Source organism: Parathalassolituus penaei (assembly GCF_026626885.1).
In the GTDB taxonomy this organism is placed as follows: domain Bacteria; phylum Pseudomonadota; class Gammaproteobacteria; order Pseudomonadales; family Oceanobacteraceae; genus Oceanobacter; species Oceanobacter penaei.
The window spans coordinates 102,263-115,308 of sequence record NZ_JAPNOA010000026.1; the positions used below are offsets into that span (position 1 = coordinate 102,263).

The 13,046-nt window shown below is 55.0% G+C and carries 10 protein-coding genes; 9 read left to right on the forward strand and 1 reads right to left on the reverse strand.

Features of this window, described 5'->3' with window-relative positions:
- Positions 1 to 17: 17 nt before the first annotated feature.
- The 8 genes from OUO13_RS09460 (at position 18) to OUO13_RS09495 (ending at position 10,508) form a co-directional block, all read left to right on the forward strand.
- Entirely contained in the window at positions 18 to 1,295 is a 1,278-nt protein-coding gene (locus OUO13_RS09460; protein ID WP_283173632.1) for an MFS transporter, read from the forward strand.
- Between the two features lie 145 nt (positions 1,296 to 1,440).
- A complete protein-coding gene (locus OUO13_RS09465; protein WP_283173633.1) occupies positions 1,441 to 1,704 on the forward strand; it encodes a Trp family transcriptional regulator in 264 nt (87 codons plus the stop codon).
- A gap of 60 nt (positions 1,705 to 1,764) precedes the next feature.
- Positions 1,765 to 3,165: an anthranilate synthase component I family protein gene (locus OUO13_RS09470; protein WP_283173634.1), complete on the forward strand. Its 1,401-nt coding sequence runs from the start codon at positions 1,765 to 1,767 to the stop codon at positions 3,163 to 3,165.
- 20 nt (positions 3,166 to 3,185) lie between these two features.
- Positions 3,186 to 3,824, forward strand: a complete 639-nt coding sequence (locus OUO13_RS09475) for an anthranilate synthase component II (RefSeq protein ID WP_283173635.1) — start codon at positions 3,186 to 3,188, stop codon at positions 3,822 to 3,824.
- A gap of 473 nt (positions 3,825 to 4,297) precedes the next feature.
- Positions 4,298 to 4,471 (forward strand): RSP_7527 family protein, encoded by a 174-nt coding sequence (locus OUO13_RS09480; protein ID WP_283173636.1) that lies wholly within the window; start codon positions 4,298 to 4,300, stop codon positions 4,469 to 4,471.
- 440 nt (positions 4,472 to 4,911) lie between these two features.
- Positions 4,912 to 6,165: an exonuclease SbcCD subunit D C-terminal domain-containing protein gene (locus OUO13_RS09485; RefSeq protein WP_283173637.1), complete on the forward strand. Its 1,254-nt coding sequence runs from the start codon at positions 4,912 to 4,914 to the stop codon at positions 6,163 to 6,165.
- Positions 6,162 to 9,842 (forward strand): AAA family ATPase, encoded by a 3,681-nt coding sequence (locus OUO13_RS09490; protein WP_283173638.1) that lies wholly within the window; start codon positions 6,162 to 6,164, stop codon positions 9,840 to 9,842. Before OUO13_RS09485 ends, OUO13_RS09490 begins: the two co-directional genes overlap by 4 nt.
- A gap of 150 nt (positions 9,843 to 9,992) precedes the next feature.
- Positions 9,993 to 10,508 carry a DUF1285 domain-containing protein gene (locus OUO13_RS09495; protein ID WP_283173639.1) on the forward strand — a complete coding sequence of 172 codons (516 nt, stop codon included), beginning with the start codon at positions 9,993 to 9,995 and terminating at the stop codon, positions 10,506 to 10,508.
- A gap of 91 nt (positions 10,509 to 10,599) precedes the next feature.
- Here the strand turns inward: OUO13_RS09495 and OUO13_RS09500 are convergent, their stop codons facing one another.
- Positions 10,600 to 12,165, reverse strand: coding sequence for a LysM peptidoglycan-binding domain-containing protein (locus OUO13_RS09500; protein ID WP_283173640.1), 1,566 nt, complete (start codon positions 12,163 to 12,165; stop codon positions 10,600 to 10,602).
- Between the two features lie 131 nt (positions 12,166 to 12,296).
- Between OUO13_RS09500 and OUO13_RS09505 the strand changes: the two genes are divergently transcribed.
- The gene (locus tag OUO13_RS09505) at positions 12,297 to 13,043 is read left to right on the forward strand and encodes a class I SAM-dependent methyltransferase (RefSeq protein WP_283173641.1); all 747 of its coding nucleotides are present in this window, start codon (positions 12,297 to 12,299) and stop codon (positions 13,041 to 13,043) included.
- The last annotated feature ends 3 nt before the right edge of the window (positions 13,044 to 13,046 follow it).

Genomic DNA, 13,046 nt, shown 5'->3' on the forward strand with positions numbered 1-13,046 from the left:
GTAGTCGGGAGTTTCCAATGTCAGCAGGTGTTATGCGCCCATCCGGGCCTGCGCTGTTTAATCCGGTGTTGATAGCCGGATGTATCATCATTCTGGTCGGCTTTGCCGTCCGTTCCTCGTTTGGTTTGTTCCAGATCCCGATTGCTGAAGAGTTCGGCTGGATGCGTGCCGATTTCTCGTTTGCCATTGCGTTGCAGAACCTGTTCTGGGGTATTGGTCAGCCCCTGTTCAGCGCCATGGCGGAAAAATACGGAGATCGCAAGGCGATTATTGCCGGTGCCATCTGTTATGCCGGTGGTCTGGTGCTGTCGTCGTTTGCGGTGACGCCGGGTCAACATCAATTGCTGGAAATGCTGGTGGGCTTTGGTATCGCCGGTACCGGTTTTGGTGTGATCCTGGCGGTAGTTGGGCGTTCGGCCTCTGAGCGGTATCGTTCGATTTCGCTGGGTATTGTCACGGCAGCGGGTTCTGCCGGTCAGGTGGTGGGACCACCGTTGGCGCAGCATCTGCTCGACCAGATGCCGTGGCAGACGGTGTTTGTGGTGTTCGCCGGGCTGGTGGCGGTGTCCATGCTGGCGCTGACATTGATGAAGGTGCCGTTGCCGGAGCGCAAAGTCGCTGCGGGTGAAGATCTCGGAACCGTAGTGAAGCGGGCAATCAAAGACCCGACCTTTATGTTTATCTTTCTGGGCTTTTTCTCCTGCGGATATCAGCTGGCGTTTATCACTGCGCACTTTCCGGCGTTTATCGCCGAAATGTGCAGCTCGGTGGAGCCGGGCAGCATCATCCACGCGCTGGGGATTACCTCGACCTCGATTCTCGGTGCGGTGGCGCTGGCGACCATCGGTATCTTCAACATGATCGGCACCTTGCTGGCTGGCTATCTGGGCAACCTGTATTCACGCAAGTACCTGCTGGTGGGGATTTACACCTTGCGGGCGATCGTATCGGCGCTGTTTATCATTTACCCGGTGACGCCGGTGACGGTGTTTATGTTCTCCGTACTGATGGGCGGCTTGTGGCTGGCGACGGTGCCGATCACCTCAGGGCTGGTGGCGCAGATTTATGGCCTGCGTTACATGGGGACCCTGTATGGTCTGGTGTTCCTGTCGCACCAGATTGGCGGTTTTATGGGGGTATGGCTGGGCGGCAGTCTCTATGACCTGTATGGCAACTACACCCTGGTCTGGTGGGTGGGTGTGGGGGTTGGTTTGTTCTCGGCGCTGATTCATCTGGTGGTGGACGAACGGCCGTGGGACAAGCGCGATAGCAGCGGTGGATTACAGCCGGCCTGAATGGCTCGCCGGGCAATAAACGGATGAAAGAAAGCGGCTTCGGCGCTTTTTTTGTTACCGGTTCTGTTGGCAGCACGGTTGGGGTTGGCCAACACGTCTTTGTGTACTAGTATGCTAGTACATTGAAACAAGCTGCTGCGATGTTATGCCAAAATCCCTGATCAACGTGTTGTGCAGTACCAATGACCCGGTCGAAATGGCGGCGATACTTGATGCCTTGTTAACCGAGTCGGAACTGCGGGAAATCGACAACCGCATTCGTATTTTCGAGATGCTGCTGGCCGGGGCTTCCCAGCGTGAAATTGCCGCGCAACTGGGGGTTGGTATTGCCACCGTCAGCCGTGGTGCCCAGGCATTTCGGCATACCAGCGAGCAGGTGCTGCAGCGGTTAAAGCCCGAGCAGGAATAATTGTGTCCATAGCGTGCCTGTGGATGCTCTGCATCCGGGCACAGAGAAACCGAGACGTTTATGCAAAAGCCAGAATTCAAGACCCGGATTGCCCTGAGCGGCAAACCGAATTACATCAAGCTGGTCGAGGACTACAACTTCTTCGAACTGTTCCGCAAGATTGAACGTGAATTCGACAGTTGTTTCCTGTTCGAATCCCTCGGCGAAGAAAGCTACATCGCCCGTAACCACATCATCGGTTTTGATCCGGCCTACATCATTGCCGCCACCGACCGCACCACGCTGACCATCACCGACACCCGCAGCGGCGAGGTCGAAACCCGACAGTGCGACAACCCCTATTACGCCCTGCGCGAGCTGGTGCCGCAGAACATCATCTCCCGTCGCTACGCCGGTGGTCTGGTGGGGTATCTGGGTTATGACTCGGTGAACTTCTTCGAACCCACCATGAGCATCCAGACCAGCGAGCTGTTCGAGCCGTTCAAGTTCGGGGTGTTTCTGGATGGCCTGGTCTACGACCAGATGACCGGCGAGATCTTCTATTACTACTACGGCGACAACCGCATCGAGCAGATCCGCGAGCTGCTGGCCCGTGAAACCCCGGCCTACGACGCCACTGTCTGCACCTGTCTGGGCGACACCATGAGCCGTGAGCAGCACGCCGCTGCGGTCATGAAGGTGAAAGAGGATATTCGTGCCGGTCTGATCTTCCAGTGCGAAGTCGGCTTCAAGACCCGTTACCGCATCGAAGGCGACACTGTCCAGGTGTACGCCAGACTGCGTGAAGTGAACCCGTCACCGCACATGTATTACCTCAAGTTCGGTGAGCAGAAGATCATCGGCGCTTCGCCAGAGCTGCTGTTCCGCCTGCGTAACGGCGAAATGGAAACCTTCCCGCTGGCCGGAACCACCAAACGCGGCGCCAACGCCGAGGAAGACCTGCAACTGGCACGGGCGCTGCTCAACGATCCGAAAGAAATCGCTGAGCACAACATGCTGGTGGACCTGCACCGCAACGACATCGGCCGCGTCGCCCGTTTCGGCACCGTAAAAGTCCGCAGCCTGATGGACATCAAACGCTTCTCCCACGTCCAGCACATATCCTCCGAGATCGTCGGCATCCTCTCCGAGAAAGACGACATGTTCTCGGCGCTGGCCTCCAACTTCCCGGCGGGCACCCTCACCGGCGCGCCCAAAGTAGAAGCCATGAAGATCATCAACGGCCTCGAATCCGAAGGCCGTGGCCCATACGGCGGTGCAGTAGGCCAGTTCAGCTTTAACGGCGACTGCACCTTTGCCATTCCGATCCGCTCGGTGTTTATCAAGGGCACTGAGGGTTATGCCCAGACCTGCGGTGGCAACGTCTTTGATTCCAATCCGGAAGACGAATACCGCGAGATCGAACGCAAGCTGGCGGCCATGCGTCGTGTGCTGGCCTCCTTTGAACAAGTCAGCGAATAACGGTAACGGGAAACGAGTCCATGAAAGTTCTGATTATTGATAACTACGATTCCTTTACCTACAACCTGTACCAGTACGTTGGTGAGATTCTGCAGTCGCGCCAGCAGCCGGGCGGTTTTGAGATTGTGGTTAAACGCAACAACGAGATCACTCTGCAGCAGGCGTTTGAACTGGCACCTGATCGCGTGATTATTTCGCCGGGACCGGGTTCGCCGGACGACAAGGCCTACTTTGGTGTGTGTGCTGACGTGATTCTGGAAATGGGCAAAACCACCCCGGTGCTGGGCGTCTGCCTGGGCATGCAAGGCATTGCCCACTACTTCGGCGGTGACGTGGTACGCGCCTCACGCCCAATGCACGGCAAAACCTCCACCATCGCCCACGATGATAAAGGCCTGCACCGTGGCCTGCCGCAAGGCATCGACATCATGCGCTACCACTCCCTGATGGTCGCCGCCGACACCCTGCCGGACTGCCTCGAAATCACCTCGGTGGTACAACAAGGCAATGAAAGCCTGGCGGATGCTATTGCTGCCGGTGGTGAAATCATGGGGGTGCGCCATAAGCAGTATCCGATTGAGGGGATTCAGTACCATCCGGAATCGTTTGCGTCTGAAGGCGGCAAGGATGTGTTGGTGAACTTCCTGTTGCAGCGCTGATACCTGCTCGCGTCGGGTCTTGCTCGGCGAGCATTCAGGTATTTATGGAAAGCGTTCAAGTGTTTTATGAAAAGCGGCCTTGTGCCGCTTTTTTGTGCCATTTTTCAGACGTTGAACTCGCATGTCGGGTTTTGTCAGCTCGTCTGTGCCGTTTTGGAATCAATTAACGGAGTTTTATGACAGGGTTATTGCAGATTCAGGATTAGTTTTTTTGGCCTAATCGATTGTCGAACAAAAAGCATAAAAACAGGGTGAAATGGGTCGTCTCTGGCACAAACCCTATGGCTGTAAGGGTTTTTCGGTCGAATTTATTGTGATTCGGCTCACGCTTTGTGGGGGATTTGGTGAATGGCGTACCTAATGGTTAAAAAAACTAATGATTCACATTAGAAAGCTTCGCTTTTTTGCACGATCGTTCGCTCATACTATTACCCCATCGAAAGCGATGAATCCAAAACCAAAGGGTGATTATTATGAGCAAGAACGAAATGAACCTGGAAGCTGCCACTCACTTTGATGCTGATTTCCACATCCAACGCGCTCGTGAAATGCGCTCCGCTTACATGGCTGAACTGTTCTCTTCCCTGTTCGCTAAAGTAAAAGAGCTGTTCCACGTAAAATCTCACAAGGTTGCTGTTAGCCACTAAGTGATTGCTGTACACAGGGCGTTGCACTATTTCTGCAAAACACCTGTTTCACCGCGTGGAATCCTCTTCTGATTCCCCGGAATGTCCGGACTTTGGGTGGGCCTAATGATTAGAATGCCCGTATAACCCCCAAAGCCTGGAGTGAAAGCCTCTCCAGATATTCTCCTCCTGTTTTTAAATCTGATGCTGCCTGAAAAGGTCGGCGTTTTTCTGTTTGTTTTTCTCCGCATCTGCCCCGCTGACATGCCAGCGACTGTTGGGCGTATTTCCCCTTTTGCGTCAAACCTCTTTCGGGCCGTGTGTTTGTCCGGACAATTTGCGGTCGTATGTGCGGGTTGTTGCCTTGTGGGTGTGTTATTTGTGGGATGGCTCTATAAACTGTGGCCCAAATACAAAACATCACTTGCTGTGCCTTGCCGTAGAGGGAGTTAGGAGCGTTTATGAGAGTGCTGCATACATCGGACTGGCACCTTGGACGGGTGCTCTATGGCCGCAAGCGTCATGATGAGTTTGAGGCGTTTCTGAAATGGTTGTTGGCAACGTTGGCCGCAGAACAGGTTGATGTTCTGGTGGTGGCGGGTGATGTGTTTGATACCAGCGCACCCGGCAATCGGGCTCAGGAACTATATTACCGGTTTTTGTGTGATGTGGCTGCCACTGGCTGTCGCTATGTAGTGATTCTGGCAGGCAATCATGATTCCCCTTCGTTTCTTCAGGCGCCGCAAGCGTTGTTGCGGGCGCTCGATATCCATGTCGTCGGAGCTGTTTCTGATGATCTCGCCGATGAGCTTCTGATATTGCGTAATGCCGAAGGGCAGGCCGAGTTGTTGGTGTGTGCAGTTCCCTACCTGCGCGATCGCGATATTCGTCTGGCTGAAGCAGGCGAGCGTACGGATGCCAAAGATCGAAAGCTGCAAGATGGCATTCGTGAACACTATGCCCGTATTGGTGAGCTTGCTGAGGCCCTCAAAGGCGAGATTGGGCCAGTGCCGGTGTTGGCGACCGGGCATCTGTTTGCTGCTGGTGGCCAAACGGTTGATGGCGATGGTGTTCGTGAACTGTATGTCGGGTCGCTGGCCCATGTCAGTGCCAGTGTATTCCCCCCTGTTTTTGATTATGTAGCCCTTGGGCACTTGCACGTTCCGCAGAAAGTAGCGGGCTGTGAGCATATCCGTTATAGCGGCTCGCCCTTGCCAATGGGGTTTGCGGAAGCGGCTCAGCAAAAGCAGGTGTGCCTGGTGGATATGATGATGGATGGTGCTCACTGCCAGCTGGTGATTCGTAGTCTTCCTGTGCCAGTGTTTCGTTCGCTGGAGTCTGTGCGTGGCGATATGGATACGGTTCTGGCCCGTTTGCAGGCACTGCGACTGCAAAACAAGCCGCTGTGGCTTGAGGTTATTTGCGACACCGACGGACTTGCCAGTGATGTGCGACAGGCGCTGGAGTCTGCGGTTGAAGGTACGCAGCTGGACATCCTTCGGGTTCGCCATAATCGTCTGGTGCAGGCAGTGTTACAGCAAGGTGAGGTGGATGAAAGTCTCGATGATCTGACTGAGCAGCAGGTCTTTGATCGTTGTCTGGATGCCCATGAAATTGAAGGCGAGCGTCGGGATGATTTACTTGCGCTTTACCATCAGGTTGTTCAGGACATGGGAGATCAGGTTCGGGAAGCGTCAGAGGAGGCATTGTCATGAGAATTGAGCAACTGCGCTTTGCCAACCTCAACTCGCTGGTGGGTGAGTGGTTTATCGACTTCACCCGGCCTGAGTATCTGAATGACGGTATTTTTGCCATTACCGGGCCAACCGGTGCTGGCAAGTCGACCTTGCTGGATGCCATTTGCCTGGCTCTGTACGGGCGGACGCCGCGGCTTGGCAAATTATCCAGGAGTGAAAACGAAATTCTGGCCCGCCAGACCGGTGACTGTTTCGCCGAAGTGACGTTTTCTACGCAGGCGGGGCGTTTTCGTTGTTATTGGGGGCAGCATCGTTCTCGCCGTAAAGCCGATGGTGAACTGCAGCAACCCCGGCATGAGCTGGTGAATGCCGATACTGGAGTCGTGCTGGAAAGCAAACTTCGGGATGTTGAAGTGCGGGTACCGGAAATTACCGGTATGGACTTCGACCGTTTCACCCGCTCAATGCTGCTGGCGCAAGGCGGCTTTGCGGCTTTTCTGAAATCCAGTGCCGACGAGCGTGCTCCTATTTTGGAGCAGATTACCGGTACGGCGATCTATAGCCAGATATCCATTCATGTGCATGAGTTGCGTGGGCGCGAACGTAAAAAACTGGATGATCTGGAAGCTGGTCTGCAAGGAATGGTGTCTCTGACGGCGCAGCAAGAGCAACAGTTGCGTGAAGACATCGCCCATCATGAAGTACAGGTCCAGCTTGGTCAGCAGCAGGCCGATAGCGGGCGTAAGAAACTTGAGTGGCGTAAGTCGTTAACGGCCTGTGGTAATAGTCTGGCCAGTATCTGCGAGCAGAAAGAGCTACTGCAACAGCGGATCAGTACGTTTGCACCGCAGCGGCAGGAGTTGGAGCGTGCCCGGTTGGCGGCGGGGCTTATGGCTGAATTCGGACAGGTCCGGGCTTTGCGCGATCGGCAATTGCAGCTTCAGAACACCATCAGCGAACGTTTGCAGCAGCTGCCTCAGCAAGAGGTTCTGTATACAGAGCTGAACACCCGGTTGCAGCGGCGGCAGCTTGAATTGCAGGCAGCTCGTGAAGAGTGGCATGCATTGCAGCCTCAACTTCGCCAGGCACGAGAGCTGGACCAGCAGATCCGGGAGCGACAGCAATTATGGCACGCCTTGGTGGAGCAGCAGGAGGCGCAGGTACTTGCTCTGGAAACCGGGCAGAAGCGCCAGCAACAGTTGCGTGAGCGCCAGGCCAGACATCAGCAGCAGCTGGAGCAAACGCGCCAGCTAATGAATCAAAAAGCCGTTGATGAACAATTGCGGGAACGATTGGCGGGGATTGAACAGCAGGCGCTGGCGTTGCATGGGCAGATGCAGCGAATTCGTCAGCAGCGTGACGAGCTGGCGCGTCTGGTTGTGCAAAGAGATCAAGATGAGACCGAATGGCGGCAGCTGCGTTTGCTTAATGATCGCGATACCACCGATCTTGAGCAGGCGAAAGAACAGCTGGTTCAGTTGGCTGAGTTTCAGCAGCGGCAACTGGATGGGCAGACATCTCTGTTCTGGCGTAACAGCTTGCAGCAGCAATTGCAGCACCGTGCCGGTTTGCAGCGTTTGTCGGAACTGCTACAGCAGTTTCAAGGTGCTGAACGCGGTTATGACGTCGCGCGCCGACGCAGCGTCGACCTCGGACAAGAGACGAAATTCGGTAATGAGCGGCTTGAGCTGGTGCAAATCCGGGTTCAGACGCTGCATATGCGAATGGAAGCGCTGCACATGAAGCAGTCGTTAAAACAGACGTTGAACAGTCTGGATGAATATCGGCACAAACTTGTTGATGGTGAAGAGTGTCCGCTCTGTGGCGCGCTTGAGCATCCATTCGCGCTTGGTAATGTGCCCGTTCCAACGGTAACCGAGCAGGATATTGAGGAAGTGCGCAGTCTGCTGGCCAGTGCCGTGCAGGATGAAACAACTGTCAGGATTGATCTGGGGGCGATGCAACGTGAGCAGCAGGTTGTCGACGAGTCGATAGCGACTCAGCTGGAGCGTATTCAGGAGTTGCGTGAACGAGTCACGGCATCGATTCGCGAATGTGGCGTTTTTGCGTCGGCTGACGATCTGGAGCTTCCAGGATTGTTGGTTTCCCAGATTCAGGCTCTTGATCTGGATCTCGCGGCGATTGAGGCGCGGATTCAGATTGCGGACGAGGTTGAGCAGAAAATACAGCGACAGCAGGTCGCTCTTGAGGATGTGCGCGAACGAATGGGACGTAACCAGGGCCGCTATCAGCAACTGACGGCGAAGCTGGAGGAGTTGCACATTCAGCAAGACAGTCACGGCGTTAATCTTGCCAAGGAAGAACAGTTGCTGGAATCCCAGCAGGCTGCCTGGGATGTTCTGATGCAAGAGTTTGGAATTGCGTGTGATCTTGCTGCGGATGAAGCGTTGGTTGTGTTACGGCAGCGTCAGACGCAGTGGTCGACCTTGTCCGAGCGGTTGCTGCAATTACAGCAGGAGATAGTGCTGCTCGACAGTGAGGTTCGTCATCTGGATGAGCAGCTCCAGGGCCTCGTACAGGTGCGAGGATGTCGGCAGGTGCAAATTGATGAGTACGCCTTGCAGCTGGAATCATTGAGGGCGGAGCGTAAGGGGTTGTTGGATGGGCAGCTGGTGGACGACGCCGAGTTGGTGGTATCACAGCGTCTGGAGTCTGTTGGTGCTCAGGTCGAAGCTGATGCAAATCTGATGCGGCAGAAAGAGCTGGAGATTGGGCAGCTACGCGCTGCACTGGCACAGCTGCAACAAGACCTCGAAGGGGTTGTCGGGCAGTTGTCGCAGGCGGAAGTTGCATGGCAAGCCAGTTTGTCGGCGGCGGCATTTGAAACTGAGTCGGCGTTTGAGCTGGCTGTCCGAAGTGCTGACGTAGTAGTCAGCCTGCAGGCGGCGGCAGATCATCTGGGCAATGATGAGATCCGGCTTAAACACCAATGGCAGGAAATGACGTTGCGGCGTGATCAGCTGGCTGCGCAGGCTCTTTCTGATGAGGCCGAAGAAGCGCTCGAACAGGATTTATACCGTTACCTTGGGGTGGTTGAAGGTCTGCAACAGCAATTGGGCGCCTTGCGTCAGCAATGGCGGATGAATCAGGACCTGGTGCAGCAACAGCAGGAGCGGCTTGGACGAGTAGTGCAGCAACGTGCTCTCTATGAGCGTTGGGATGCGTTGCATCAATTGATCGGGTCGGCTGATGGCAAGAAGTATCGTAATTTTGCCCAAGGGCTTACCTTCGATATCCTCATTGGTCATGCCAATCAGCAGTTGCAGAAAATGACCGACCGTTATTTGCTGGTTCGTAATCGCACGGTCGCGCTGGATCTTGATGTGATGGACAACTGGCGGGCTGGTGAGGTGCGCTCGACTCGTAATCTTTCCGGTGGTGAAGGGTTTTTGATCAGTCTGGCGCTGGCATTGGGCTTGTCCCAAATGGCCAGTCGACAAGTGCGGGTGGACTCGCTGTTTCTGGATGAAGGCTTTGGTACGCTGGACGAAGACGCTCTGGAGGTGGCCCTGGATACATTGTCGGGGCTACACAGTGAGGGTAAGTTGATTGGAGTGATTTCACACGTGGCGGCATTGAAGGACCGTATCGCTACGCGAATAGAGGTGGTGCCAGGTCGAGGTGGGCGCAGCCGTTTGTCGGGGCCGGGGTGTGAGGCGATAGTCTGCAAGTAATTGCCCGGAAGTCCGGCAACCGGTTCTCTGACGTATCTGCTGGCGGTAAACAGCGGCCAGTTCTGTGTTGTTAAACGTTCGGTGTGGTTGAAATTCGTTGGTCTGCTCGTGAATATCCGGGTTGACGGTTTTTGAGTGAGAGGAAGGGTTGTGGCGAATCTTGATGAGTTGGCAGTTGCCCTGCGCTCCCATGCCTTGCCACCAGTAGCGCAATGGCATCCTGAGTTATGCGGTGAGATTGATATTGTGATTCGGGCGGACGGGCGCTGGGAGCACGAGGGTGGGGAATTTCGCCGGAGTGAGTTGCAGATGCTGTTTGCCGGTTTGCTCCGTCGGGAAGGGGGTGAATATTATCTGGTCACGCCTGCTGAAAAATTGCGCATTCGCGTTGAGGACCAGGCGTTTCTAATCACGCTGATTGATGTTCAGGACGGCTGCATTGAGTTGTTGACCAATTGTGGTGAGCGTCTTTCGCTCGGGCGTGAGCATCCATTGCAGTTTTCCTGGTGGCAGGAAGTTTTGCTGCCCATGGTTGAAGTGCGTGACGGTTTGTTTGCGCGTTTTGGTCGTTCGGCTTGGTATGAACTCGTTGGGATGGCTGAAGAGCGGGATGGCGGTTGGTGGATTGTGTCAGATGGTGAAGAGTACCACCTGCCAGATGAATAGGAGCCTGTAGTGGCTGCCACCTGATAAGATATAAAACAAAAACGCCTGCTTCTGCAGGCGTTTTTGTTTGTGATTGCTGGATTCGCGAGAATCAGCGCACTACGTTTACGTACAGGGTCAGGCGCTGGCCGGGATACAGATATTTGCCCTTTGCGGAATTCGGGTTCCACTTGCGAATATCAGCGATATCCAGACGGAAGCGGTTGGCAATCGAGTTCAGAGTGTCACCACCGCGAACGCTATAGTTAATCTTGCGCAGCTCGTCACGAACGGCTCGTGAAGGCGATTTTCCTTCCGCTGATTTCCATACGGTCAGCTTCTGGCCTACGGACAGTGGCGAATCGGTATCAAGCCCGTTCCAGCTAGCCAAATCGCGTACGCCAACGTTGTAGCGCGAAGCGATTGCCCACAATGTGTCACCGGATGCCACTTCATGGGATGTGCGGGAGCTGTTGTTGGGTTTCGGCGCTGCTGCCACTATCGTGTTACTGGGCTCTCCACCTTTAGGTCCTGGAATCATCAGAATTTGGCCGGCCTTGAGGTTATTGCTGGCCAGCTTATTGGCCGTGCGAATAGCGTCAGTACTGCTCTGGTAGCGACGGGCAATGCTGGCGATGTTGTCACCAGAGCGTACCTTGTACTGATTCCAGTGTATGCGTTGGTCAGCCGGCAGGTTGATCAGGGCTGCTTCCAGGGATTGCTGGTTGTCGACCGGTACCAGAATCTGATGCGGGCCGTCTGGTGCAGTTGCCCAGCGGTTGAATCCGGGATTCAGGCGTTGCACTTCACTCAGGCTGGTGTCAGCCATTTCGGCAACCTGTGACATGTCAATCTGGCCACCGGTGTCGACGACTGCAAAGTATGGTTGGTTGTTGACCGGTGTAAAGCGAGCGCCATATTGCTGTGGGCTTTTCAGAATCTGGGCTAGACCCAGCAGTTTTGGAACGTAGTTGCGGGTTTCTTTCGGTAGGTCCAACGACCAGTAATCGGTTGGCTTTCCGGCATCCTCATTCTTCTTGATTGCGCGGGACACGGTGCCAGCGCCGGCATTATAGGCTGCAAGAGCGAGGTACCAGTCGTTGTTGAATTGGCGCGAAAGGGAAGACAAGTAATCGAGTGCGGCATTGGTTGCGGCGCGAACATCGCGACGGCCGTCATACCACCAGTTCTGACGCAGACCAAACACGTTGCCGGTTGCGGGAATGAACTGCCAGACGCCTGCGGCCTGACTTGGTGAATATGCATAAGGGTCGTAGGAACTTTCAACAAACGGCAGCAGGGCGAGTTCGCCTGGCAGGCGTCTTGCCTCAATTTGTTCGGCAATATAGTAGATATAAGGCGAGCTGCGCTCACTGACTCGTTCAATGAAACCGCTGCGGCTGGCATAGAAGTTACGTTGCTCAGCAATGCGATCGTTGTCGGTCAGATCCATATTGAAGTTGTCGAGGACTCGGTCCCAGACGTCGTTGAATTCAGGGTCGCCTGGTTGTGGCTGCCACTCGTAGCCCAGTGAAACGGTGTCGGAGCTATTGTGTGGCTGCCAGGTAGGCGTTGGTTCGTCTGTGTCTTCTGCAAGAATCTGCACCGGTTTATTGGTACAGGCTGTGAGCGCCAACGTCAGCGTGGCGATCACCCATGGTAGTGTCAGATGTCGCATGGGAATACAATGTCGTTTGATTTGTGGGACAGTCTATTCACACAGGTTGTTCACGGCAAGCTTCTATGTCAGTCAAAGGTGTAAAGCTGTGCGTCATGTCATGAGTTTTACAATTCTTTAACGGGGTTTGAATGGCAATTCGAATAAAATCAGAGGCTTATGGTCAGTGGGTTGGATCAGTCCAGGCGCAGAGATTGTTGGCATTGGAGGCTGGATGGTTGCGTGATGCGCTTTCAGGGCTGCATGGTAACCACCTGCTTTACCTGGGGATTGACGACAATCCACTGTTCTTGCAACGTTCCAGATGCAGTCATCCATTCCGGATGGGACTACCCTGGCAGCCTGAAATTACCTGTCATGCCCGTATGAATGATGACGTTTGGCCTTTGCCTGACGAGGCCCTGGATGTGGTTGTTATGCAGCACGGGCTGGATCTGACGGCACGCCCGCATCAGATGATTCGTGAGGCTTCACGCGTTCTGGTGTCGGGGGGGTATCTGGTGATTACCGGTTTTTCGCCGGTCAGTCTGTTTGGTCTGTTGCGCACGGCGATGGCGTTTTCGACACGTATGCCCTGGGTGGTTAACAGTGTAGCGGCTGAACGCCTGCGTGACTGGCTGACCCTGCTTGAATTTCGGGTGGAGTCGATCACGCCGGTTGCGCATTTGTGGCCTCTGAAAGTGGCCCCGGAGCACATTTCGCGCAGAATGGATCGGGTGTTGGCGGGGACGCGCTGGTTGCCTGCGAATGTCTATGTGCTTGTGGCGCGTAAAACGGTCGCTGGTGTGACGCCTATACGTCCGCGGCGCTGGCAGCTGCTCGACCCCGGCTTTGGTATGGCAATTCCGGCGGCGCGGGTGCCGGGCGCGGCGGAATGAACG

What these genes read in the sequence shown, in the direction of transcription:
- OUO13_RS09460 (WP_283173632.1), top strand. Translation starts at nt 18, where the DNA reads ATGTCAGCAGGTGTTATGCGCCCATCCGGGCCTGCGCTGTTTAATCCG.
- OUO13_RS09465 (WP_283173633.1), top strand. Translation starts at nt 1,441, where the DNA reads ATGCCAAAATCCCTGATCAACGTGTTGTGCAGTACCAATGACCCGGTC.
- OUO13_RS09470 (WP_283173634.1), top strand. Translation starts at nt 1,765, where the DNA reads ATGCAAAAGCCAGAATTCAAGACCCGGATTGCCCTGAGCGGCAAACCG.
- OUO13_RS09475 (WP_283173635.1), top strand. Translation starts at nt 3,186, where the DNA reads ATGAAAGTTCTGATTATTGATAACTACGATTCCTTTACCTACAACCTG.
- OUO13_RS09480 (WP_283173636.1), top strand. Translation starts at nt 4,298, where the DNA reads ATGAGCAAGAACGAAATGAACCTGGAAGCTGCCACTCACTTTGATGCT.
- OUO13_RS09485 (WP_283173637.1), top strand. Translation starts at nt 4,912, where the DNA reads ATGAGAGTGCTGCATACATCGGACTGGCACCTTGGACGGGTGCTCTAT.
- OUO13_RS09490 (WP_283173638.1), top strand. Translation starts at nt 6,162, where the DNA reads ATGAGAATTGAGCAACTGCGCTTTGCCAACCTCAACTCGCTGGTGGGT.
- OUO13_RS09500 (WP_283173640.1), bottom strand. Translation starts at nt 12,165, where the DNA reads ATGCGACATCTGACACTACCATGGGTGATCGCCACGCTGACGTTGGCG.
- OUO13_RS09505 (WP_283173641.1), top strand. Translation starts at nt 12,297, where the DNA reads ATGGCAATTCGAATAAAATCAGAGGCTTATGGTCAGTGGGTTGGATCA.